Origin of the sequence: Pseudobutyrivibrio xylanivorans, from assembly GCF_008935055.1 — a bacterium.
GTDB lineage: Bacteria > Bacillota > Clostridia > Lachnospirales > Lachnospiraceae > Pseudobutyrivibrio > Pseudobutyrivibrio xylanivorans_A.
Window position 1 is genome coordinate 958,124 of sequence record NZ_CP043028.1, and the last position, 22,267, is coordinate 980,390.

24 protein-coding genes and 2 pseudogenes are annotated in these 22,267 nt (G+C 38.6%); 2 read left to right on the forward strand and 24 right to left on the reverse strand.

From position 1 onward, the window contains the following. Nucleotides 1-2: 2 nt before the first annotated feature. From FXF36_RS04290 to FXF36_RS04320, 7 genes and pseudogenes are all read right to left on the reverse strand, one after another. On the reverse strand, nt 3-1,724 hold the full coding sequence (locus FXF36_RS04290) for a methyl-accepting chemotaxis protein (RefSeq protein ID WP_151622641.1): 1,722 nt from the start codon (nt 1,722-1,724) through the stop codon (nt 3-5). Nucleotides 1,725-1,992: 268 nt separating this feature from the next. Further along, nucleotides 1,993-3,194, reverse strand: a pseudogene (locus FXF36_RS17055) (IS110 family RNA-guided transposase). A gap of 322 nt (nt 3,195-3,516) precedes the next feature. Next, nucleotides 3,517-4,155, reverse strand: a pseudogene (locus FXF36_RS04300) (PLP-dependent aminotransferase family protein); the annotation flags it as partial. 200 nt (nt 4,156-4,355) lie between these two features. After that, on the reverse strand, nt 4,356-5,645 hold the full coding sequence (locus FXF36_RS04305) for an IS4 family transposase (RefSeq protein WP_151622642.1): 1,290 nt from the start codon (nt 5,643-5,645) through the stop codon (nt 4,356-4,358). 176 nt (nt 5,646-5,821) lie between these two features. Then, nucleotides 5,822-6,268 (reverse strand): GIY-YIG nuclease family protein, encoded by a 447-nt coding sequence (locus FXF36_RS04310; protein WP_151622643.1) that lies wholly within the window; start codon nt 6,266-6,268, stop codon nt 5,822-5,824. Next, nucleotides 6,249-6,572 (reverse strand): hypothetical protein, encoded by a 324-nt coding sequence (locus FXF36_RS04315; protein WP_151622644.1) that lies wholly within the window; start codon nt 6,570-6,572, stop codon nt 6,249-6,251. The genes FXF36_RS04310 and FXF36_RS04315 overlap by 20 nt, the downstream gene beginning before the upstream one ends. 4 nt (nt 6,573-6,576) lie before the next feature. Then, nucleotides 6,577-7,572: a helix-turn-helix transcriptional regulator gene (locus tag FXF36_RS04320; protein WP_151622645.1), complete on the reverse strand. Its 996-nt coding sequence runs from the start codon at nt 7,570-7,572 to the stop codon at nt 6,577-6,579. Nucleotides 7,573-7,800: 228 nt separating this feature from the next. Between FXF36_RS04320 and FXF36_RS04325 the strand changes: the two genes are divergently transcribed. After that, nucleotides 7,801-9,105, forward strand: coding sequence for an IS30 family transposase (locus FXF36_RS04325; RefSeq protein WP_151622646.1), 1,305 nt, complete (start codon nt 7,801-7,803; stop codon nt 9,103-9,105). A 170-nt stretch (nt 9,106-9,275) separates the two neighbouring features. Here the strand turns inward: FXF36_RS04325 and FXF36_RS04330 are convergent, their stop codons facing one another. The 15 genes from FXF36_RS04330 to FXF36_RS04400 form a co-directional block, all read right to left on the reverse strand. Then, a complete protein-coding gene (locus FXF36_RS04330) occupies nt 9,276-9,779 on the reverse strand; it encodes a replication initiator protein A (protein ID WP_151622647.1) in 504 nt (167 codons plus the stop codon). Nucleotides 9,780-9,817: 38 nt separating this feature from the next. Further along, the gene (locus tag FXF36_RS04335; protein ID WP_151622648.1) at nt 9,818-10,192 is read right to left on the reverse strand and encodes a replication initiator protein A; all 375 of its coding nucleotides are present in this window, start codon (nt 10,190-10,192) and stop codon (nt 9,818-9,820) included. Nucleotide 10,193: 1 nt separating this feature from the next. After that, nucleotides 10,194-11,099 carry a ParB/RepB/Spo0J family partition protein gene (locus FXF36_RS04340; RefSeq protein ID WP_151622649.1) on the reverse strand — a complete coding sequence of 302 codons (906 nt, stop codon included), beginning with the start codon at nt 11,097-11,099 and terminating at the stop codon, nt 10,194-10,196. Then, on the reverse strand, nt 11,089-11,874 hold the full coding sequence (locus FXF36_RS04345) for a ParA family protein (RefSeq protein ID WP_151622650.1): 786 nt from the start codon (nt 11,872-11,874) through the stop codon (nt 11,089-11,091). Before FXF36_RS04345 ends, FXF36_RS04340 begins: the two co-directional genes overlap by 11 nt. 243 nt (nt 11,875-12,117) lie before the next feature. Continuing rightward, nucleotides 12,118-12,372: a 30S ribosomal protein S18 gene (rpsR, locus tag FXF36_RS04350; RefSeq protein ID WP_151622651.1), complete on the reverse strand. Its 255-nt coding sequence runs from the start codon at nt 12,370-12,372 to the stop codon at nt 12,118-12,120. A 46-nt stretch (nt 12,373-12,418) separates the two neighbouring features. Then, nucleotides 12,419-12,862: a single-stranded DNA-binding protein gene (locus tag FXF36_RS04355; protein ID WP_151622652.1), complete on the reverse strand. Its 444-nt coding sequence runs from the start codon at nt 12,860-12,862 to the stop codon at nt 12,419-12,421. A gap of 24 nt (nt 12,863-12,886) precedes the next feature. Then, complete coding sequence (gene rpsF / locus FXF36_RS04360; protein ID WP_151622653.1) at nt 12,887-13,177, reverse strand: 30S ribosomal protein S6; 291 nt, start codon at nt 13,175-13,177, stop codon at nt 12,887-12,889. A 135-nt stretch (nt 13,178-13,312) separates the two neighbouring features. After that, nucleotides 13,313-14,071 carry an NAD-dependent protein deacylase gene (locus FXF36_RS04365; protein WP_151622654.1) on the reverse strand — a complete coding sequence of 253 codons (759 nt, stop codon included), beginning with the start codon at nt 14,069-14,071 and terminating at the stop codon, nt 13,313-13,315. 14 nt (nt 14,072-14,085) lie between these two features. Then, on the reverse strand, nt 14,086-14,925 hold the full coding sequence (gene rsmI, locus FXF36_RS04370) for a 16S rRNA (cytidine(1402)-2'-O)-methyltransferase (protein WP_151622655.1): 840 nt from the start codon (nt 14,923-14,925) through the stop codon (nt 14,086-14,088). After that, the gene (locus tag FXF36_RS04375; RefSeq protein WP_151622656.1) at nt 14,926-15,675 is read right to left on the reverse strand and encodes a tRNA1(Val) (adenine(37)-N6)-methyltransferase; all 750 of its coding nucleotides are present in this window, start codon (nt 15,673-15,675) and stop codon (nt 14,926-14,928) included. Then, a complete protein-coding gene (locus FXF36_RS04380) occupies nt 15,675-16,553 on the reverse strand; it encodes a PSP1 domain-containing protein (RefSeq protein WP_151622657.1) in 879 nt (292 codons plus the stop codon). Before FXF36_RS04380 ends, FXF36_RS04375 begins: the two co-directional genes overlap by 1 nt. Beyond that, nucleotides 16,554-17,597 carry a DNA polymerase III subunit gene (locus tag FXF36_RS04385; protein ID WP_151622658.1) on the reverse strand — a complete coding sequence of 348 codons (1,044 nt, stop codon included), beginning with the start codon at nt 17,595-17,597 and terminating at the stop codon, nt 16,554-16,556. Nucleotides 17,598-17,629: 32 nt separating this feature from the next. After that, nucleotides 17,630-18,070 (reverse strand): YaaR family protein, encoded by a 441-nt coding sequence (locus FXF36_RS04390; protein ID WP_151622659.1) that lies wholly within the window; start codon nt 18,068-18,070, stop codon nt 17,630-17,632. 9 nt (nt 18,071-18,079) lie between these two features. After that, nucleotides 18,080-18,664, reverse strand: coding sequence for a nucleoside/nucleotide kinase family protein (locus FXF36_RS04395; RefSeq protein ID WP_151622660.1), 585 nt, complete (start codon nt 18,662-18,664; stop codon nt 18,080-18,082). 46 nt (nt 18,665-18,710) lie between these two features. After that, complete coding sequence (locus FXF36_RS04400) at nt 18,711-20,069, reverse strand: aminotransferase class I/II-fold pyridoxal phosphate-dependent enzyme (RefSeq protein ID WP_151622661.1); 1,359 nt, start codon at nt 20,067-20,069, stop codon at nt 18,711-18,713. A 69-nt stretch (nt 20,070-20,138) separates the two neighbouring features. Between FXF36_RS04400 and mobA the strand changes: the two genes are divergently transcribed. Continuing rightward, on the forward strand, nt 20,139-20,756 hold the full coding sequence (gene mobA / locus FXF36_RS04405; RefSeq protein ID WP_167511285.1) for a molybdenum cofactor guanylyltransferase: 618 nt from the start codon (nt 20,139-20,141) through the stop codon (nt 20,754-20,756). 16 nt (nt 20,757-20,772) lie between these two features. Here the strand turns inward: mobA and FXF36_RS04410 are convergent, their stop codons facing one another. Together FXF36_RS04410 and FXF36_RS04415 are read right to left on the reverse strand one after the other, a co-directional pair. Beyond that, entirely contained in the window at nt 20,773-21,627 is an 855-nt protein-coding gene (locus tag FXF36_RS04410) for a hypothetical protein (protein WP_151622663.1), read from the reverse strand. Next, nucleotides 21,627-22,259 carry a type IV toxin-antitoxin system AbiEi family antitoxin domain-containing protein gene (locus FXF36_RS04415; RefSeq protein WP_151622664.1) on the reverse strand — a complete coding sequence of 211 codons (633 nt, stop codon included), beginning with the start codon at nt 22,257-22,259 and terminating at the stop codon, nt 21,627-21,629. Before FXF36_RS04415 ends, FXF36_RS04410 begins: the two co-directional genes overlap by 1 nt. Nucleotides 22,260-22,267 lie beyond the last annotated feature (8 nt).

Below are 22,267 nucleotides of genomic sequence, written 5' to 3' on the forward strand. Positions count from 1 at the left end.
ATCTAAATATGAATCTCATTAATGCTCTCATCCAGAATCTTGGCAATGTCGTTTAGCTTATCACTGCCATCTGCCACCGACTTGAGCTGGTTAATAATATTTGTCATTGTATCTGAAGTTTCCTGAGAACTTGCTGCATTTTCCTCAGCAATTGCAGAAAGACTGATTACCGTATTTACGATATTCTCTCTTGCTACATTCAGCCTGTCTGCACGCTGCCTGATTTGCTCAGCGCTTTCAAGGGATGTATCAATGCCATCCTGAACAATTCTAAATGCATGTTCAGTATCTTCAACCAGCTTACTTTGCTGCTGCATAACCTCCATGACTTCATCCATAATCTCAACTGCCTTGGATGAATTAGCAACCAGCTCTTGAATAATCAAATCAATACTCTTTGCCGATTCACTTGACTCTGCAGCCAGCTTAGAAATCTCTGAGGCAACAACGGCGAAGCCTTTTCCGGCTTCACCCGCGCGAGCTGCCTCAATACTTGCATTAAGTGATAACAAATTTGTTTCACTGGCAATATCTGCAATTAACTGTGTAACCTCTTTAATCTTTTGAGCCGCCTCATTTGTTTCATTTGTCTGCTCGTAAATGCGCTCGATTGAATCGAATGTACTCTTGTTAATCTCACTCAGATCTTCGAGAATATTGAAAGCCTCCTCACTTGTGTTGCGCATATTATTTGCTGTTTCAGTAAGCTCTGAAACCTGATTGCTGGTATCTATAATCATCTCGCCGATAACACCCACATCCACGTTTGCCTTCTGGGTCTCATCAGCCTGTGAGCTGGCACCTGTAGCGATATCACCAACTGCTTGCTCAATATGAGATGCATCATCATTTGTATCTCTTGCACTCTGGTACAAATCCTGTGATGTATTGTAGAGAATGGTACTTTGACTCTGAATCTTCTGAACAATTCCAACCAGCTTCTCGCGCATTTCCTCTACTGATTCAGCGATAACTCCAGTCTCGTCCTTGCGCGTTAGCAAAGCTCCGGTTCTCTCATCACCTGTGAAATCAAGATCTCCAATCTGATCCACAACCTCAGCCACAGTCTCAATTGGCTTTGTGATTCGAAGCGCCTGATAAAGTCCGAAGGAAAGCATCACTACAAAAATAACCACTCCGGTGATTATAGCAATCATGGTCATTTTATTTAAGGTTGCAAGAAAATCAGCCTTCTCAACTGCAACCACAAGTACAAAGCCCTTAGAGCTTGCATAATATGCCGCTATCTCATCCTGTCCATCTATGTTGTATTCAACAATATCTGATGCATTTCCACTACCTAACGAAGTAGCTATATTTTTTATAGCTTCTACCTCAGCTGTTCGGCCAATCTTATCGTGATTTGGATGATAAAGAGTTATCCCGTCACTTCGAACTAAATAGCAATAACTGCTTTCGCAGTCAGCCATTTTTGCATTCTGTAAAAAAGACTCCAATCTAAATGGAACCTTGCGTATATCGATATCGTACTGGGTAAGATTTACTGCTGTTTCCATACGCTGACCGTACATCTGGGCAGTCATGTACAGATAGTCGGAGTTTACACTTAAAAGCTCTTTTCTTACTGGAATTGTAACCACCAGAAGAATTGCAGTAACTGCAATAAAAACGGCTATTCCAACGGTGCTCATAACCCTAAAGCGTATTGATGCATGCATTGGAACAGTTCTTGAAGATTTTACCTTATTCTCATTCCTAGCCATATGTCTCTCCTCTTACAGACATATCTCCCTTTGGAAGAAATTATAGCTTGTGAAAAAAATTCCTAATATCAATTTTTTGACCTGATTGTTCAAATAGTGACTTTTTATATTGTGCAAAATCAAGCCTCACAAAATGCTTAAGGTTTCGCCACAATATCGCCATAAAAACCTGCTAACAAAAATCAAGCAGGAATTTCAAATATACTTTTTAAATAATTAATTGCATCACAATAAGGCTGGCGGTAGACCAGCCTTTAACTATATTTTTCTATTTATACACTTCACTTACTCTTGCATAATATATCCTTAAAAACTTGTTTAAACCTGCTATTTTTGCATGTTTCTTTGTTTTACCTTCAGCTTCCTTTTTCAGGATGTAATTGTATACAGCATTATCCTCTGGTTCAGGGTGACTCTTCAACACTCGCATAACTTCATACCCTACTTTTCGTAGCGTTGATGAACCTCTTTTCGTTATGCGCCGGTTTGAACCTACAAATTGTCCTGATTCATATGGAGGAGGATCTATTCCCGCAACAGCAATAAGGGCTTTTGCGCTATGAAGTTTTCTTATATCTCCAATTTCAGCAATCAACTTAGGTGCCAATACATCACCAACCCCACCCATTGCTCTAACAGTAGAATATTCAGGTAAACTCTTAGCAAGTTCCTTCATTCGTGTTAGAATTGTATTGAGGGTATCATCAATTGCTCTCAACACAGATATAGCTTCTTGTACTAACATTTTTGTAGATGGAGTACTTGAAGATAACGTAGGAATACCATTAGATGCCAATTCATATATTTCTTCAGCTTTTGATTGGCTCTTTTGGTATTTCTTTTCTTTAGCCACTCACAATAGGCCACCACAAAATCATCACGACTCATTCCGATAATCAGGTCATAATGCCAGAAGCGTTCTACAAAATCACTAAGTTTATCTTTATTATTCTTTTCATCCCAACTATTAAATTTAGTTTTTAAGCCTGGCATTGTGTAATCTAACATATGAGTTAATTCTTGAAGCGCTTTAATGTGTAGTTCCATATAGAATCTGTAACGTCTCCCAAGCAACTTAAGCTCAGCATATATAGCCTCATCTTTGTCATAGTTTTGAAGCTTATACCATTTTTCAATACCATAGTTTGCTATGACAATTGAGTCCAATTTGTCTGTTTTAGCGCCACGAATGCTGTTATCTTTAGCATATTTTCTCATGGCATATGGATTTATTACCGACACAAAATATCCACGCTCAAGAAAATAAGTTAGCAATGGCAAATGGTATACACCTGTGGCTTCCATAACCAATCTTACTTCGCCATCCAGCTTCCTTAACATCTTCTCAAGTTCGCTGAGCTCACTTTCTGTATGCTGTACTTCAAACGGTTTTAATACAATTTCTCCGTATGGCTTCATAACGCATACAGTACTTTTACCTTTAGAAACATCAACACCTACGCTTATCATTCTAAACCTCCCTCTACATAAAATTTAGTAATTGTTCCAACCGCACTTATTACCATTCAGTTTAGTTGGTTACGCGGGTGTCGCTCCCTACCTGCCTAATCGAATGCTTATAATAAGGGGTTGGTTAACGGTTTTTATTGCGGATGATTAATCCAAAAAGCCCCACGTCAGACCAATTACTCCCCTTATTATAAAAAAATAAGTGCAGAAGTTAGAGTTAATTACTCTCTAACTACTACACTTTTATGGTACTAAAATCCCCAGATAATTCATATTTTACTATCAATTACCTGAGGAGTATTTTAGTTATTTTTTATTACTATTATTCAGCTTTCGCAAGAATAAGCTTTTCAAGATATGCAATACGTGCACAAACTGTGAATACCTCAGCTGCCTGCTCAAGCTCCTCGATTGGAGGAAGTGATGGAGCGAAACGAATGATAGAGTCGTTAGGATCCATGTGATATGGGAATGGAGCTCCTGCTGGTGTAAGCTTAACGCCCGCCTCTGCTGCTAAATCTACGATACGAGTAGCTGTTCCCTTTGGAGCCTCGAATGTGATGAAGTATCCACCCTTTGGTGAAATCCAGCTACCACAGCCTGGCTCTACTAAATCTCTCTCCATTGTTCTGATTACAAGCTCAAACTTTGGACGGAGAATCTTTGCGTGCTTTTCCATGTGCTTGCTGACAGACTCAACATCTGCAAAATATCTGGCATGACGAAGCATGTTGATTTTGTCGAAGCCGATAGTCTGAACTGTAAGAGTCTTCTTGAGCTCCTCACGGTTCTTGTGATTACATGCAATAACTGCGATACCGCCACCTGCAAATGTAATCTTTGAAGTAGATGCAAACTCAAATACAAGATTTGGATTGTCTGCTTCCTCACACTCGTGAAGGATATTTAAGATTTTGCTCTTTTCCTTGTAGAGGTGATGTACAGCATATGCATTGTCCCAGAATACTCTGAAGTGTTACTATTCACAGTCAATGTCATTTAGTTAAGGGGAAAGAAAGTGCGTTATTGAAGATGAATTAAGGTGTTTCCTAGAGTTTCATCGTTAAAATTAGGATGAAACATAATAATTGAGTAAAGAAGAGCACGCAAAATAGACAGATTTTCATCTGCCTCATAAAGATGTATACTACTTATGATCTTTTAGAACCTGTAAGCAAAGCTGACAGGTATTTGGAATCTATGCTGGCGGGCATAATTCCTACCAGGCCTGATGGGGAGTATGTTCTGCCTAATCAGGCCTTCTATATTTGGTGGGGAATCTCCATTTTTTATGCGGATAAAGTAATGACATGCATTGAATGCCACTGTGAAATTGACTTGATATTCATACTTTCGCTTTGCCCTTTTGAAAACTACATGTTGAGTGATTACTGAGCAGAAATTGTAAAGAATTAGTTTGGCCCAAATTTCATGCTCTATATACTCTCTTTTTTTAGATCGAAAATTACCAGTTCCGAGGATGTGTTTGAGCTCCCTGAAAGATGTTTCAATTCCCCAGCGTAAGTTATAGAGATCTTTTATATCATCTGCGGAGAATTCTTCAACAGGAAGATTAGTCACTATGTTTTCGTAGGAAGGATCAGTTATCTTGAAGCGTAGAACACGAAGAGTTATTTCGTATTCATCTTTTGATCCTTCAGGAAGATAGTCAAACCTAACAGCTTTGCATATATACCTGTACGCATCAGGTTTATCTGGTTGCTTTCTGTTTTTCTTCGAAGCTGAGCGAGTAAGAATTCGAGTTACACTTATATCAAGATCATCTGGAAGTTCATCGATGGAAGAACCGGTTAAACGCATCATGTTTTTGTCCTTTGCACGAATGAGAAAAAAAGATTTATTTTCTATTGCATGCGCAAAAACGTTATACGCAAAGAACCCTCTGTCTGCTATAAATATAGGCATGAGGTCGTGATGTTCGTATTCGTCTATTAGTTCTGCCAATGCTTTAAATTCATTTTTCTTTTTGATTGGCTGAATTTTAGCGTTAACATAGTATCTGCTGATTAAGTCATACAAAGCAACTGTATGGATTTGGTTAAAGCCTTTAGTTGATTTACCATCCGGCCCATAGAATGATATGGTATCTTCCGGATTTCGGGTAAAGGTAAAAGTACAACCATCAGCAGCCATTAACTGATACTTGTCTTTATACGGAGCGGGAGGAAAATGGGAATTGAAGCGTTGTAGAAGTGATTTGAATGTTTCTGGGGCTAGCTTGTTGCGTTGTTGACAGTATGCAGAGTTGGACAGTGTATCTTCCTGGTAGTTAAAGTATTTATACAGCTCATGTCTCATGGTTCCAGCTTCCATGGTAATAGGCAGTAAGACAAGATCTTTAAACGATATCTTTCTATGCCGGGTAAAGTCCTTTCCTGGATTCAACGCATAGGCTTCTGGTGTTGATGCCATAGCATCGATATCAGACATCAAATAGTTTTTTACAGTAACAGAATAGTTCANAGCAACCTCCTTGAAATCAACGTTTACGTCTTGTTAATTTCAAGGGCCGCTCTCACTACTTCTAATTAATGCAATCAGTAGTGAGAGCGGCCGCACTTNTGAGTAGCTTTGTCAACTATTCTTTATAAAAAAAGAGTTAGACCCTATAAAGAATCTAACTCAAAACATCTTAACTTAATGACATTGACCGTGAATAGTAACTTTGCGTTTAACCCAGTCTCCATATTTCTAGAATCAAGTTTTTCTTTATAGCTACTTTCCAATTCAAGAGCTGTTTTCCTATATTTTTGCTCATTTCCAGTCCTATGCATAGTTTCTAATATTGAATATCTAAGCTTTAAATACCTATTAGGGTGTGCTTTTAGATGCTCAACCAATCTCTTGTTGCCCTCGTCTGACCCAGTGACACCTGTCCCATTTGTTTCTGCATAAGTCTTCCATCGTCCATAAATCCCATCGCTACCAGATGCTGATCCAACATACTGTTTATGTGAAATGGGATCAATAACAAGATAAACACCATTTACTGCAGACAATGCCTGATATACATCCTTATATCTCACTGGATCATTAACTAAGCGAGCCATCATACATCTCTGGTAAAGGGTAATTACTCATATGCGTGGCTTGTTTTATTGGATACATATCTTTTAGTTCATACACCTCCAGAAATCTCGCAGTAGTCCCGGGTCCATTTACAAATGAAAATATATACTTCTTTCCACAAAAATAATTTAAAGGCTGTATTCTTTGATATTCTTCAAAATATTCAAAGCCACTATCCCACACAATCTTTGCATTTTCATGATTTAATGAATGTCTTATTGCACATAATTCATTTCTTGGAATACCTGTTTTTTCTATCAAATCTGTTAAATATAATGAGTACCCCATAACTTTACCCTCTATAATTCTTCAAAAATTCCTCAGCTTCCTGCTGCATCTTCTGCACCACATCCTCAGGTCCAGTCACCTTTACATCAGGTCCCAGAGCAAATATCCATCCAAAAAATTGTGAGCTAACTGCCAAATCTACAGCAATCATACTCCTGCCTTCTCCAGCTTCACGGATGCTGATGTCTTTTCCAAATCTATCAATAAAGATTCCCACCTTGTTGTTAGGGAACTCTATATGTACACGCCTAATCTCTCCACCAAACATTGAGAAATTCTCTAGTGCATATTCTCCCATATCAAGCTTGTCAAAGATTTCCTTACCTTCTCGAAGGTCATCCTTGCCAGACACTTCCTTCATCTTGTCTACTCGATAATGCTTCATCTTGCCAGCCGCAGAATCATACGCCACCAGATAATAGTATTCATTAGCCCAGGTCAAAGCCCACGGACTGACAATATACTTCTCTCCTGCTTTCTTGGGAATCAACTTTTTATCTAGTGTCCACTCACAATACTTGAACTCTATCTGCTTATTATTAAAAATTGCTGTATGAATAGCATCCACGTTGTAGTAAATGCTCTCGTTCATATTCTTGATACGAGTATTTATAAATACCTGGCGTTGCAACTGCTTACCTTGGTAATCACTTACGAAGCTCTTTATTTTCGATATTAATGTTTTTGATTTGTTTTCTGTTATGAATTTAGATGACTGAATTGCATCTATAAGAAGCTTGACTTCTGCAAGCTCAAATTGACGTTCTCCAACGTGATAATATGTCTCACGACCTTTAGGAGTTTTAATGACTTCGATACCAAGCTTATCCGTCATTACTGCAAAATCATCATACAAGCTTTTTCTTTCAGCTGTGACTCCATAGCGCTCTAGTTCGTCCATAATCTGCGACAAAGTAAGGCTATGCTCATCATCAGTTTTAGCCTGCATTATTTTACAAAGATAGCTCAGTTTTAGCTTTTGATTTGTACCTTTAGCCATAAAAACACCCTCCTGTGAAAACTATTTCTAGTATATCACAGAAGGGCGTTTTAATGGACTTATTTCACCTATTCTTCAATGTTTGTAATATCTATCTTTCCCTTAATTGAAAAATTTAACGCAACGAAATCATTGTGATTTGAGAAAATCTGTTGCAATGAGTTTTGCAGAAGGAGGTATTTTATGTGATATGATTCGATGTGATTGCTATCTGCGGTTAGGAGTCAAATGAGCAATTACAATCGAATAACATTTAAAGAAAGAGTGAGGATTGAAGCTGGAATCTATGCCCATGAATCTTTCAGTAGAATAGCTGAAGATTTAGGGCGTAGTACATCAAGCATCATAAGAGAAGTAAAACAAAATCGCATCAAAGTAAAAATGCCTTATGTTATGGGACGGGATTGCATTTATACATCAACTTGCGCCAAGAAAAATATGTGCGACGAAGAGTTTTGTGATCGTAAATGTAGGCTGTGCTTGAAGGTTGATTGTACGAAGATATGCGATAGGGTCAAGAATCATGAATGCCCTAAATATCTTAAACCGCCTTTTGTATGTAGTACTTGTAGTGAAAAGAATAAGAAAAAATGTATTTATGACAAGTATTATTACATTGCTGAAAAAGCTGATGCTAAAGCTAAAGCAACGCGCTCAGAGTCTAGAGAAGGAATTAGGCTGACGCAAGAAGAACTACAGACGTTAGATGAAATTTTATCACCATTAATACGCCAGGGGCAGCCATTATCTCATATCTGTAATACTCATGCGGATGAGATAAAAGTCTCTGAGAGAAGTATCTATAATTACATAGAAGCTGGTGAATTGACGGTAAGTAATCTTGATTTACGCCGCAAGGTAAAGTACAAAAGACGCCGTAAGAAAAATGCTGAGATTAAATGCAATAAGTTTAATTATCGGAAAGGCAGAACCTTTGAAGATTTTAAAATGTATATGGAAGAACATCCAGATACGCCAGTAGTTGAGATGGATACAGTTAGAGGTTTGAGAACTAAGGAACAGGTTCTTCTGACCATTATGTTTAATACGAATTCTGTGATGCTAATGATTCTTATTGAAGATGAATCAATGGATGAAGTTATAGCTGTCTTTGATAAGTTGACGAAAGCCTTGGGAATTAGACGTTTTAGAAAGCTTTTTCCGGTAATACTTACTGACAATGGTAGATGCTTTAAAAATGCTTTAGAGCTTGAGTATACAAAGAATGGCTCTCCTAGAACAAAGATTTTTTATTGTGATCCACAAGCTTCATGGCAAAAACCTCACATTGAAAAGAATCACGAATATATACGCTATGTTATTCCAAGAGGAAACACTTTCAAAGGTTACACCCAGGAAGACATGACGCTAATCGCAAATCATATCAACAGTACCATTAGAGCAGGACTTAACTACAAAAGTCCATATGATTTAGTGGAAACTGAAGATATGAAAAAACTGTTGGAAGTACTTAACATGTCACCAGTCGCCGCAGACGATGTTTGTTTAAGTCCAAAATTACTTAGAAAATAGGAATGAAAAGCAGATAGTTAATCATCCATAAGTAGTACTAAGTGGGTTGCATTAACTTTTGCAGAAGAAAATGCAAGTCGCTATTTTGGCATACAAACAATTAAGCCTTTTTCAACAGTTTTAATCGGATTATATCACATAAAATACCCCAAAAATTGAAAATACAATCTTTAATGTATTAGAAATACCTTCTGTTTTGCAATGAGTTTTTCATTTGAGGAATATCTATCTTTTGCTTTTGAAACCTCTAGAGGTTTTATATCCGAACCACTAGTGGTTTCATTTTCTAACCGGTTTGAATTTAAAACCTCAGACATAAAACTCTTCACATAAATTACTGCTGGCTTGCCTTGTCCCTGATTTCTTCTCTCTATCAATCCTACTCCATCAACAGTATCCAACTCAGCAAATAACTTAATTGCTTTGTTCTTCCCTATTTTCAATAGCTTCATAGCGTCCTTTATTGAGAATTTGATAAATACGCGATTTTCCTCATCAAACCAACCATTTTTAGCCGAAAGAGACATTCTATCAAGCATTAATCCATATAGCATTTTGGCATCATTGCTTACATTATCAAAATAACTATGCGTTACCAATAGCTTAGGTATTCTATAAAAAGTGAAGGTATCTGCCTCAGTTCCATAAAAGTATTTGAACTGTATCTCGCTCATTACTTTTCTCCCTTCTCACAAGTCTAAAATTTGAACCTCTAAAATCCATTTGTCGCTACCTTGGGTTCCACCATAAAGCTCTTCACATATATAAAATCTGGTTTCCCCTGTCCTCTATGCTTCTTACTTATCAAACCTATTTCTTCCAGTTCCTGTAAACATTCAATAGCTTTTCCTTTTGAAACCCCAAGATCCTCGCGTATTTTATTTATTGGATAGGTGATGAATACTCTGTTTTTATCATCAATCCATCTATCCTTTTGCGAATTGCTCATTATATCTAAAAGCATTCCATACAGCACCTTTGCCTCTACAGAAAGAGACGAGAATATATCTTCCGTCATCATTGCCTTGGGTATTCTAATAAAAGAATACTGTTCTGCTTGATGCTTATAAAAGTAATTTAATCCCATATTATGCGCCCTCCTGCTCTTTTTTCCATTTCTCTAATAGTTCTATAATGACTTTTTCCCTTTCAGCTGCAGAGGTCTTATAAGGGAAATACTTATCAAGCTTTCTTTCTGAAAGTGATACTGCTTTTGATTTCTTCTTTACTTTAACTGCATCATCCATCTCTTGAATAAATGCTTCCTGTCCTATATTCGCAGTATTTTCTTTTGCCTTTAACATAGCTATTTGTTCTGGCTTAATAGCTCCATTCTCAGTAATATATTCATATATCCATTCTTGAAGCTGTTTATCAAAGTAGGATATATCCACAGCCATACCCATCGTTAACTTCTTGTTATCCACAAGCTCTAATAATTCTTCCACGAGGTTTGTTAACCTTATGTATTTCTGTACTTGCCTCTCTTTTAAACCAAAGGCTTCTCCTGCTTGCGCTGCTGATGACTTCCCGCACTGAGTGCGCGAGGTTAAATCATTACGCGCTCCTTGTCTTCTCATAGCATCCATTTTCATTTTCAATGACCAGGCTCTTTCACTAGGAAGGATTTCTTCCCTTTGGACATTGGCATCTACCATAGCTACAACAGCTTCATCATTTGTCATTGGCTTTATAATTGCAGGGATTACATTCAATCCTGCTCTGGATGCAGCATGAAATCTTCTATGGCCAGATATCATTTCATATGTTCCTTCATCATCAGGCCTTACAATTACTGGAGTAAGCACGCCATTTTCTTTAATGCTCTGAACCAAATCTTCCATCTTATCATCATCAATTACTTTGAAAGGATGGCTCTCAAATCCATATATTTCGCTCAGCTTTAACTCTACAGTTCCTTCGCCTGTCTCTGTTGGAGCACCTAAAAGCTCCTCTACTGAAGCAAAATGAATCTTTTCTCTCTTAGCAGCCATGTGCAAGTACCTCCTTTGTTAATGACATATAAGCAAAAGCAGCCTTTCCCTTTGGATCATAATCATAAATAGACTTTGCCATTGAGCTAATCTCAGCGGCTCTCACTGATAAAGGAATCTCTATTGGAAATACAGGGATTGTTTTTCCATATACATCATTTACTTCAAGCACAATATCCTTTGCATAGTTAGTACGATTATCCACCATTGTCAGCAAGATACCTTCTATCTCCAAATTCGGATTCAATCTTCGCTTAACTGTATAAATGGTCTTAATCAACTGCTGCAGGCCTTTAACTGGTAAATATGCCGCCTGAACTGGTATTAAAACTGTATCTGCACAAGCTAATGCATTAACAGTCATAATTCCAAGTGATGGCATACAATCGATGATTATGTAATCATACTCATCTCTAACTGAATCAATATATGATTTGAGCACTAATTCTCTGCTCATGGTGTTTACTAAGGATATTTCAACAGCTGATAGCTCAATATTCGATGGAATAAGATCAACTCCATCCTTGAACTTGATTACTGCATATCTTTCTTCAATATCCTCTTCATTTACAACTCTAGCAATTATATCTACCAGAGTATTTTCTAACTTGTCTGGGTGTTGATTGCCTAAACTGATTGTCAGGCTTCCTTGAGGGTCAGCATCTATAAGAAGTACCTTCTTGCCTTCCTCTGCAAGACCTGTTCCTAGATTGACTGCGGTAGTTGTCTTTCCAACTCCGCCTTTTTGATTTGCAATTGCGATTACCTTTGCCATAGCTTTTCTCCTTTTCTTTGATGATTTCATCAACAAAAACACAAGTTATGGAAGGCTGATTTAGATGTTTAAACATTAAAAAAGCACTCTCTAAGTTTCCTTAGAAAGTGCTCTATATAGCTTATGTTCTTCAGACATATCGTTATTATCAGGTATTATCAAGTATCCAAGAACTACGAAATATAGGTCCTAGATAAACCCTTTTAATGCCCTTATCCTCTACAAGTAGCGGAAAATCAACGATTAATCCTGTACGTAAGGCATGAGTGCCACGTGACGAGCACGCTTGATAGCTACTGTAAGAGCTCTCTGGTGCTTAGCACATGTGCCTGTGATACGACGTGGAAGAATCTTTCCACGCTCAGAAATGTACTTCTTAAGCTTTGCTGTATCCTTGTAATCGATAGTATTATCTTTACCACAGAAAACACAGACTTTCTTTCTTCTATGCATTGGTCTTCTTCTCTGCTGACCATCGCCTGTCTTATTAAAAGCCATGATTTAACCTCCTAATGATGTTAGTCAAAGCTTTCGTTGCCTTGACTTAGTTAAACGGTAATTCCTCGTCAATTCCATCAGGGATATTCATGAAGCCGTCGCCTGCGTCAGAGCTTGGTGCGAAATTGCTGCCACCGTCAAAGCCGCCATTGTTGCCGCCGCCCTGTGAGTTCTTGCTTTCTGCAAACTCAACATTCTCGCAAACTACATCGGTAGTGTAAACCTTCTGTCCGTCCTTGTTTGTATAAGAGCCAGTCTGAATACGACCCTCTACAACGAACTTTGTGCCCTTACGAGCATATTTCTCAAGGAACTCTGCTGTCTTTCCGAAAGCAACGCAGTTAATAAAATCTGCTGTCTGCTCATCGCCATCTCTCTTAAATCTACGATCAACTGCAAGAGAGAATCTTGCAACAGCACTGTTAGTCGCTCCACCGTAACGAACTTCTGGGTCTCTAGTGAGACGTCCCATAAGAATAACTTTATTCATAATTAATCTCCTTGTCTTATACTATTAAGCCTCGTCAGCTCTAACGCATAAGAATCGAAGTACGTTGTCCATGATGCGAACATTCTCCTCGATCTGAGCAGGTACGCCTGGCTCAGCATCGAAATGGATGAAGTAATAGAAACCTTCATTCATCTTCTGAATTTCGTAAGCAAGTCTCTTCTTGCCCCAATCATCGACGTCTGTGATCTGTCCACCAAAGCGAGTGATGTACTCCTTTGCCTTTTCAACTGTGGCAGTTCTTGCATCGTCTTCGATCTTCGCATTAACAACGAGTGCTAATTCATACTTGTTCATGCTTTTCTACCTCCTTTTGGTCTTTAAGGCCAAGCTACTTTCTAATAGTGTAGCTTAGCAAGGATATAAATGTTTTATACCACGAATTAAGATATTAACACGTAAGAAGGTATTTTTCAAGGCTTTTTGCTGATTTTAAAGTGTAATCCCTTGTATTTTGGCTAATTCTGTGAATACTTCACCAATTCTTTCATGAATAATTAATGTATTCTCAGCTTTTCGCACATTAATATCACTCTGGTTAATTACCACAAGATATTTTCCGTGGAAGTAATTCACAAAGGATGCTGCTGGGTAAACTGTAAGTGAAGTGCCACCAATAATCATCATATCCGCACTTGATATTGCAGTAATTGCACCCTCAACCTGGTCCTCAGGTAATCCTTCCTCGTAAAGAGTGATATCTGCTCTGACCACGCCACCGCAGTAATCACACTTTGGAATATCGTCCTTTGAATCAAATATATAATCAACAGGATAGCTTGTTCCACAGTTCATGCAATAATTTCTAAGCGCACTTCCATGAATCTCATATACCTTATGACTGCCGGCCTTCTGATGAAGACCGTCAATATTCTGAGTAACTACGCCAATGAGCTTGCCCATTTCCTCCAGCTTTGCAAGATATTTATGGGCATTGTTCGGCTCTATATTTCTGGTATCCATCTTCTGCCTATGAAACTCAAAATAAACCTTTGGTTCATGCATTAGACAGCTATGGCTCAACAAATATTCAGGCTGATACATGTCAAACCTTACATCATGCTGATTGTAAAGGCCATCCTTGCTTCTGAAGTCTGGAATACCGCTTTCTGTAGAAACCCCTGCGCCTCCGAAAAAGACGATTTTCTGAGAATCATCAATCATTTCCTTTAGCTTTTCAATATTCTCCAATACACTTCCCCTTTCTATAATAACGCGTTGTAAATATCGCGTTTGCTAACACCCCTGTCTTTTGCCACAGCTTTCATAGCTTCCTTTTTGTCCATTCCCTTTGAAAGGTACATATCCATATGCTCCTGAATAGTCATCTCCTCAAAAGCTGCTCTTGCCTCTTCTATAACCTCCGCCTTTGACTTCCCGGCAATTACAAGAACATACTCACCCCTTGGATCTTTGGTTTCGTAGGATTTAAGCGCACCACCTAAGGTAGTTTTTTCCTTTTCCTCATGCTTTTTTGTAAGCTCGCGACAAAGGGTTATTCCTCTGTCCTCACCAAGAGTCTCTGTCAACTCCTTTAAGGTTCCAATCAAATGATGTGGAGCCTCGTATACTATAATAGTTCTTGTTTCATTCTTTATTTCTTCAAGAACCCTACGACGCTCTTTTTTATCCTTTGGTAAAAATGCTTCAAAGGCAAAACGTCTACAGGCCTGACCTGACATAGTAACCGCTGTAATACAGGCTGCTGGTCCTGGAACAGAAGTAACTTCAATTCCTTCCTCATAGCACATTGCTACAAGCTCTTCACCTGGATCTGAGATACCAGGGGTTCCTGCATCTGTTACTACCGCAATATTCTGACCCTCTTTCAACTTGGCAATAAGAGAAACTGCCTTATCTACCTTGTTGAACTCGTGATAGCTTGTCATTGGGGTATCTATCTCAAAGTGATTTAGTAGCTTTATTGAATTTCGGGTATCCTCTGCAGCAATCAAATCTACTTCCTTCAGGATACGCACTGCACGAAAGGTCATATCTTCAAGATTGCCGATTGGTGTTGCTACCAGGTAAAGTGTTCCACTCATCTATTTCTCCATTATCATTCCGTATATCTTATATATTTCCTCTGTATATTGGCCTGGGGCATCGTATACAATAAGTGGTGCTTCAACTGTGAGCTGGGCTCCTCCACCCTTTACACCTTCAATTAGCACCATGTTTGGTTCTTTGTCTACAAATGGATATACAAGCCTCATGCGCTTCGGCTCAAGCTTGTACTGCTTCATCAGTGTGATTATCTCCACCAGTCTGAAAGGGCGATGAACGAAATAGCATCTACCCTTAGGCTTCAGAACAGCCGCTGTCTGACTTATCACATCCTCAAGAGAACACAACAGCTCGTGTCTTGCAATAGCCTTTGCATCGTTAGGATTCTTCAGACCATGATGATTTGTCATGTACGGCGGATTACTTGTAACTACATTCATTGAACCTTTTCCAAAAAATTCCGATGCAGACTTAATATCACCTTCTATTATATCAATTTTATCCTGTAATCCATTAAATAAAACAGAACGATTAGCCATTTCTGCACTTTCTGGCTGGATCTCTAAGCCTGTAAAGTGTGAACCTTCTGTCTTAGCTTCAAGCAAAATTGGCAAAATTCCGGTGCCAGTTCCCATATCAAGAACCGTCTCCCCTGGCTTCACCTTCGCGAAGTCAGATAACAAGACAGCATCCATGCCAAAACAGAATTTGTCAGGATGCTGAATAATTTTATATCCATTTATTTGTAGATCATCTAATCGCTCATCAGAGCGCACAAGATTTTCCATTAATTCTTGTCCTCCAGGTCGGCAAGCTCCTTAGCTTCTTCCTTAGAAACCTGTACCTTACGCTTTCTAGGCTTGAACTTCAACTGATCTGTAGGGTAGTCCTTTACCTCTTTAAGATCTCCGTCTTCGAAAAGCACACGTACAGTCTGACGAAGCACATTCACAGACTGAACTGTCCCCTTAAAGCCGTCAGGTGTTGTAACCGTGTCATTAATGCCAGGTAGACGACTGTTGAGATATTCGTATGTCTCCTGCTCGTTTTTCAGGCAGCACATAAGTCTTCCGCAAAGACCTGAAATCTTGGTTGGGTTAAGTGAAAGGTTCTGCTCCTTTGCCATCTTAATTGAAACCGGAACAAAATCAGCAAGATAGCTCTTACAACAGAGCTCTCTACCACAGATACCAATTCCACCCATAAGCTTGGTCTCATCTCTCACACCAATCTGTCTAAGCTCGATACGTGTATGGAATACAGCCGCAAGATCCTTTACAAGCTCTCTAAAATCGATACGTCCATCTGCTGTGAAATAGAAAATTAGCTTGTTGTTGTCGAAGGTATACTCAGCGCCTACCAGCTTCATCTCAAGCTCATGCTTTGTAATCTTCTCCTCGCAAATTTTCATTGTCTCTTTTTCTTTTTCAACATTCTTGGCAGCCTTTTTAACATCTTCGGCTGTGGCCTTTCTCATAATCTTCTTGATTGGACCTGGCACCTCATCGTCGGAAATCTCCTTGTCTACTAAAAGAACTGTTCCAATTTCCACGCCTCGTACTGTTTCAACGATAACCTGGTCTTCTCTTTTGAGCTCAACCCCATCTGGGTCGAAATAATATACTTTTCCGCCTCCTCTAAAGCGAACGCCTATTACCTTTATCATCTATTTACTGTTCTCCTTCAACGCCTGTATTAAAAGCATTATCGTCAATTCAAAGTTGACATTTGCATTAAGTCTGGCTCTTGTCTCTGCAATTTCATTAATTATATGATTCAAGCCACTGTATGAGCAATGCTGTGCCTGCTCGTGTATATCAAACGCATCCTCCTTAAATAAAAGAAGGTTATCATTCAATGTCGCTTTATATAATAGCACATCTCTGTACCAAAGGGTGATTAAATCTAGCATTTGCTCCACGAAACCCTGAAATTTCTCAGCATCTGTGTCCTCTGCCTTCTTGTCGGATTCATTAGCGGCCTTGATATCTTTTACTTCATCGGCTATCTGTTGCTCATCCATTCGTCCTGCGCGCTTGCATATAGAAACCACCTTGTCCTTCACCTCAGAAAAGCTTACGTCTGTCGCAAGAGCAATGGCTTTTCCAACATTTCCCTGGGCAAAGTTTGCCACCATTTCAGCCTGATAATCCACTGTTTCATACTTCGTCTGCAGGATGTTTCTAATACTTGCAGTATCTACGGTCTTTGTTTGAATAAGAACGCATCGGGATAATATGGTTTGCAAGAATGCATTATGATTTGCTGTCAGCAAAATAATGATGGCATATTCAGGCGGCTCCTCTATTGTCTTGAGGATTGCATTTTGAGCCTGAGGATTCATTCTCTCTGCTTCCTCAACAATATAGATTTTGAATTTATTACTATAGGGCTTAATATCAACGTCATTTACGATTTTCTCTCGAATCACATCAACACTTATGTTGCTTTTGCCCTCTTCCCTAGAAACATAAATAATGTCTGGATTGTTGTGGCTCAGACTCTGCTTACAGCAGTGGCACTCTCCACAAGCATCATCAGCTGATGGATTCTCACACTGAAGCATTGCTGCAAAAGCCTCTGCCAGCATCATTTTTCCAGAGCCCTTTTCTCCGCTGAAAATATAGGCGTGGCTGTGCTTTCCTGTATTTACTGCATTTTTAAGAAGGCTCTTTGCATCTTCCTGGCCTACAATTTCCGCAAAGCTCATTTATTACTATTCTCCCGTTTACTACAAAATCCTTAGGTGATGATATCAAGGAGTAATCCTCTGATTTCGTCAACTCGGTTTAATATATCCAAGTGGTCTCGCTCATCCTGAACTAGGGCTGTTGCCAATTCATCCATATGCTCATCCACAAGCTTTATCATACCATAAACCCTGTGACGACCTCGTCTATCCAAAAAATTCTCTCTGGAAAACTTATGAGAGCGATTTACTACTTCATTCAAAAAATCCTTTACAAGTCCGCGATAGCGCTTCATATCGCGAATATCCATATGCTCAGATAAAAGCTTACCCTGAGTAGTGATGTCATTCAAAAGGTTCGTTAATTTTTCCTGAAGCTCGGCATCATCAACCGCAGCAGCTAGTGTGAATTTGAAGGTGTCATCCACTGGCGCTGTTTGTTTGGCTGCTTCTGCTGGTTGTACCTGACTAACATCACTTACTCGAATATCCATATTGCACCTCTACTTATTGATAAATTCCGCTATCCTATCGCTTGTAATCGTGCTATTCTCGTTGTTATTGAATACATTGGTAATTCTGGCTTTCTTTAGATTTTCCTCTGAAAAATCCTGCTGGTCTGCAAGAAATCTTCGGCACATCTCCTCATACTTAGGATGCTCCTGACTTCTTTCACGCTCAAGTGCCCTGCTCAATCTGATGCCATCGTCTACCTCTATATATATCGGCAAAACCTTTTCCTCTCCGTAATAATCGCGGATTTTCACAAAGCTTTCAACAGTTCCTATAATGAGATAATCGTTATTCTCGAGATCTACATTCCCATCATCCACGGTAAAATAAAACCATGGGCCATGAACTGTGTTATATTCACGAATTTCAATTACTTTTCCGTCTTCAATAAGCTTATCCTTCTGTTCTACTGATACAAAATTGTACTCATCCCCTGGCTTTTCATGGCTTCTAATTGGACGGGTCGTGTATGAAACTATCCTCTTTAGGTTAACATCTTCCCTCTCTAGCAAGAGCTTAAATATAGTGTCCTTTCCTGATGAGCTCTTGCCCATTATGCAATAAATACTACCCATATAATCCTCTTCTTCTTTTAATATAAAAAGTATAATTCACAAAGCCTTAATTGACAACGGAGATACTGTCATTGCTAAGTCCCGTCACATGAAGTCCCTTTATCTTAGCCTCATGTATGATTTCAATTACCTGCTCTGTTATTTCTTCTCCTGGAACCACAATAGGAGCCCCTGGTGGATAAATGCATATCATTTCTGCTGAAACCTTACCCAGCGCTTCATTTAAATCCACCTGATTCTCATTTCCAGCTTTCGCTTCATATATCTCCATTCTCTTTGACGGAACCATAGCTAGATTAGGTACGGATATTTGGCCTTCCTCCAAGGTCTTATCTATATCTACCAAGGCATTTTTCAAACGCTCAAAGCCTTCTTTACTATCCATAATGCTAGTCATTCCAAGAACATAAGCAAAGCTAGATAGTTCTGTTTCTATATTGTATTTTTCCCTAAGAATTTTAGCCAGCTGCACTCCGGTACTGTTGCTATTTTTCGTGGAAATAATAAGCTTTCCAGGATCTTTTACCTCGGCTGCTGCCTGTATAAGCTGAATATGCTTCAATTCTCCACATGCCTTGTAAAAATCCTGAAGTTTATCCACATATTCTTGGAATAATTCGCTGTTTTTTTCTAACTTATCAAGACAATCACTTATTGAATTCATAAGTACATAGGATGGCGAGCTAGTCTCAAAAATATCAAGTGCCTGACGTACACGAGCTCTGTCAATCCGTTTTCCAGAAATGTGCATTGCAGCGGTCTGGGTCAGGCTTGGTAATGTTTTATGGAGACTTTGTATTGTGATATCTGCTATTCCTATAGCTTTTTCTTTAAAATACTCATTGAATCCAAGATGAGCTCCATGGGCCTGATCCACAATAAGCAAGATGCCATTTTCATGGCAATAATCCCCTATTTCCTTAATTTTACAGTGATAACCCTCATAGGTTGGACTTGTAAGTATAATAGCTTTTACTGATACTTGCCGCTGGGCAGCCTTTTGAACCTGCTTCAGCGTCACAGCCTCAAAAATACCATCTTCTCTTACAGTAGGATAAATGTAATCCACCTTCAAACGTCTAAGCATTACCGCATTATAAACGCTTTTGTGAGAATTCCTTTGAATTAAGACACAATCTCCTTCGTTACAAGCAGCATAAACAGCTGCGAGGTTTCCAACTGTAGAGCCTCCAACAAGCATATAACTGTCATCAGCCCCAAAGATTTTTGCCATCCTTTTCTCTTCTTCAAGCAAAACTCCTTCTGGGTCGTGTAAATCATCCACTCCCTCAACCTCTGTCATATCTATCTCGTAGATCCCTGAAAGCCTGCGTTTGTGTCCTGGCATATGGAATGGATACATATTCGATTTGGAATAATTCTCAAGTGTCTCTTTTAAACTCATAATTTCTATTGTGACTTTTATTTTATATATAAAATGAATATAATATTTCTAAATCATCAGGAGGTACACATGAACAGAACTCTAGTAATTCTCTGCGGTGGCGACAGCTCTCGCATGGGCACTAAGAAAGCTCTTTTACCATTTGAAGATAAGACAATGGTTGAATATATCTATGATAAATTCAGCCCTTTTTTTGATAAAGTCTATCTTTCTGTAAATGAGCGAGGTGACCTTACTCATTTAGGTCTCGATGCCCAGGAAATTCCTGATATTTCTAGAAATGCTGGTCCTTATGGCGCTATTCTGTCATGCCTGACTATGCTTTCAGGGGATAGAGCCTTTTTCATGTCAGTGGATACTCCATTTATGGACCCTCGTATTGCTGTGTATCTCTACGACCAGTCTTACAACTATGATATAACCAGTTTTAAGTTTTCTGGTGAATTCTTAGATACAATCTGTGGAGTTTACAACAAGCGTTGTATAGGTCCGCTTTTTAAAAGTGTGTTCTTTAAACAAACAACCAGAAGCTACATTGAGGATCGCTGCTATACTAACCTTATTGATACTGAGGAAATTGAAACTCTTTCCAGCATATCAATGGAACAGCAATTCTTCAAAGTAAATGATAGAAGCTCGTACTACTATGCTGTTTTTTCTATCCTAAAGCACAATTTTGTTTGCTAACTTGTAGTATAAATATTTAGTCAAGGAAGCGTTTAAGCTGTGGCATCCAATCTCCAAGGAAAACAATATTCTTTTCCATTGCATCCCAAATTGGTTCCAAAAAATTAATTAGACATTTATTCACGTCCGACCATGTTGGTTCGGACTTCTTTTTTTGTCGTAATTCAACTTTCCACTTTCTTTTCATATAAGTATAATCACCATAGGACTTTAACATACTTATTCTGCTATCGTCTATGACAATATTCTTTTCCTGAAGAAGCTTTGACAGACTGTCCTTTATCTTTCGTCCATTCACCGGACAAGATACAAGAATCTCATAGGCTATGTAATAATGATCCATATCATTAATCAGTTCAAGCTTTTCTATTATCTCTCCCAAATGTTTAACCAATTCATCTTCCTTTGGATTGGTCAGCACCTCCACTGTTCTATTTTCATAGGCTGTGAGCTTTAATGTCAATAATTCCGGTTCATGTGCTCCCCGATGCTTCCTAAAATGAAGTCTGAGTGGAATATACATTTCGTCAACCGTTATCTTTAGGGCTATTCCCGTATCATCAACATTTCCATTTACTATAAATGCTTCCAATGCTCCTTTTGCCATTATTTCTTTAAGTACATCTCGCATGTAAAGAATCGCCATCTTATCATCTAATTCTCTAACGTATTCATAATAAATATTTGATATGCAGAGATCCTTGTATATCTTTGTACTAAAATCACTTGTATTGCAAAGATATAGCTCATTACAATACTTTCCATTTGCCAGAAGCTCAATGATAATTTCAGCAACAGCTGCGCTGAGTAAATTTTTAAATGGAATATTCAGTTTTTCAGATTTTTCCTTTATCTGCAAACGATTAATCATTAGAGCCACACACCTATCATCGATTGAACCTTCTTTAATACCTTACGTTCCTTTGCATACTCCATTAGCTTAGCAACATCTTTATCCTCATCCATGATGTATGCCCATACGCCCTTTTTGAAATCTTCCCTATCTACCTTTTCCTGATATTTTAAGAAATCGCAAATCAGACGTTCCTTGGTATAAATCTTCATTTTTGCACCTGCAAAATTCGCCTCAGTTACTCCTATTTCCAGTACCTCAGGCTCGGTATAATATGGCTCCACAATTGGATAATCTATATTAAATCTGGACTTGCTTGTGTTTTTATTGATGGCAATACTCCATTTATATGGTCTGTCCTTCAAATATCCATATACATAGAGGGCAGACTCCATAGTAAGAATTCCATCCTCTCCAAAAAGCTTGTAAATCCACTGGTCTTCATCGCACTCAAAGTATTTCGTGGTATAATAGCCACTCTTCACACGGATAAGATACCCTTCCTCCACAAATTTCAGCACTCTTCTGTAATCTACCCCTAGAGCATCAATATCGCTAGCTTTTACAAGACCGCCATTTTTTTCTACTAGATCATTAATCTGCTCTAGCTGGTACTGCTTTTTTTCATCTCTCGATAATAGCATTTCCATTTTTTCCA

Coding starts and splice junctions, on each gene's coding strand:
- FXF36_RS04395 (WP_151622660.1), bottom strand. CDS start 18,664: ATGGGTAGTATTTATTGCATAATGGGCAAGAGCTCATCAGGAAAGGAC.
- FXF36_RS04335 (WP_151622648.1), bottom strand. CDS start 10,192: ATGGGATTAAATTACTTTTATAAGCATCAAGCAGAACAGTATTCTTTT.
- FXF36_RS04315 (WP_151622644.1), bottom strand. CDS start 6,572: ATGGGGTACTCATTATATTTAACAGATTTGATAGAAAAAACAGGTATT.
- FXF36_RS04385 (WP_151622658.1), bottom strand. CDS start 17,597: ATGAGCTTTGCGGAAATTGTAGGCCAGGAAGATGCAAAGAGCCTTCTT.
- FXF36_RS04305 (WP_151622642.1), bottom strand. CDS start 5,645: ATGTCTGATATCGATGCTATGGCATCAACACCAGAAGCCTATGCGTTG.
- rpsF (WP_151622653.1), bottom strand. CDS start 13,177: ATGAACAAGTATGAATTAGCACTCGTTGTTAATGCGAAGATCGAAGAC.
- FXF36_RS04310 (WP_151622643.1), bottom strand. CDS start 6,268: ATGATGGCTCGCTTAGTTAATGATCCAGTGAGATATAAGGATGTATAT.
- FXF36_RS04330 (WP_151622647.1), bottom strand. CDS start 9,779: ATGAGCGAGATACAGTTCAAATACTTTTATGGAACTGAGGCAGATACC.
- rsmI (WP_151622655.1), bottom strand. CDS start 14,925: ATGAGTGGAACACTTTACCTGGTAGCAACACCAATCGGCAATCTTGAA.
- FXF36_RS04400 (WP_151622661.1), bottom strand. CDS start 20,069: ATGAGTTTAAAAGAGACACTTGAGAATTATTCCAAATCGAATATGTAT.
- FXF36_RS04415 (WP_151622664.1), bottom strand. CDS start 22,259: ATGGAAATGCTATTATCGAGAGATGAAAAAAAGCAGTACCAGCTAGAG.
- FXF36_RS04345 (WP_151622650.1), bottom strand. CDS start 11,874: ATGGCAAAGGTAATCGCAATTGCAAATCAAAAAGGCGGAGTTGGAAAG.
- FXF36_RS04355 (WP_151622652.1), bottom strand. CDS start 12,862: ATGAATAAAGTTATTCTTATGGGACGTCTCACTAGAGACCCAGAAGTT.
- FXF36_RS04320 (WP_151622645.1), bottom strand. CDS start 7,572: ATGGCTAAAGGTACAAATCAAAAGCTAAAACTGAGCTATCTTTGTAAA.
- FXF36_RS04375 (WP_151622656.1), bottom strand. CDS start 15,675: ATGGAAAATCTTGTGCGCTCTGATGAGCGATTAGATGATCTACAAATA.
- FXF36_RS04380 (WP_151622657.1), bottom strand. CDS start 16,553: ATGATAAAGGTAATAGGCGTTCGCTTTAGAGGAGGCGGAAAAGTATAT.
- mobA (WP_167511285.1), top strand. CDS start 20,139: ATGAACAGAACTCTAGTAATTCTCTGCGGTGGCGACAGCTCTCGCATG.
- FXF36_RS04390 (WP_151622659.1), bottom strand. CDS start 18,070: ATGGATATTCGAGTAAGTGATGTTAGTCAGGTACAACCAGCAGAAGCA.
- FXF36_RS04340 (WP_151622649.1), bottom strand. CDS start 11,099: ATGGCTGCTAAGAGAGAAAAGATTCATTTTGCTTCAGTAGAGGAGCTT.
- FXF36_RS04325 (WP_151622646.1), top strand. CDS start 7,801: ATGAGCAATTACAATCGAATAACATTTAAAGAAAGAGTGAGGATTGAA.
- FXF36_RS04290 (WP_151622641.1), bottom strand. CDS start 1,724: ATGGCTAGGAATGAGAATAAGGTAAAATCTTCAAGAACTGTTCCAATG.
- FXF36_RS04410 (WP_151622663.1), bottom strand. CDS start 21,627: ATGATTAATCGTTTGCAGATAAAGGAAAAATCTGAAAAACTGAATATT.
- rpsR (WP_151622651.1), bottom strand. CDS start 12,372: ATGGCTTTTAATAAGACAGGCGATGGTCAGCAGAGAAGAAGACCAATG.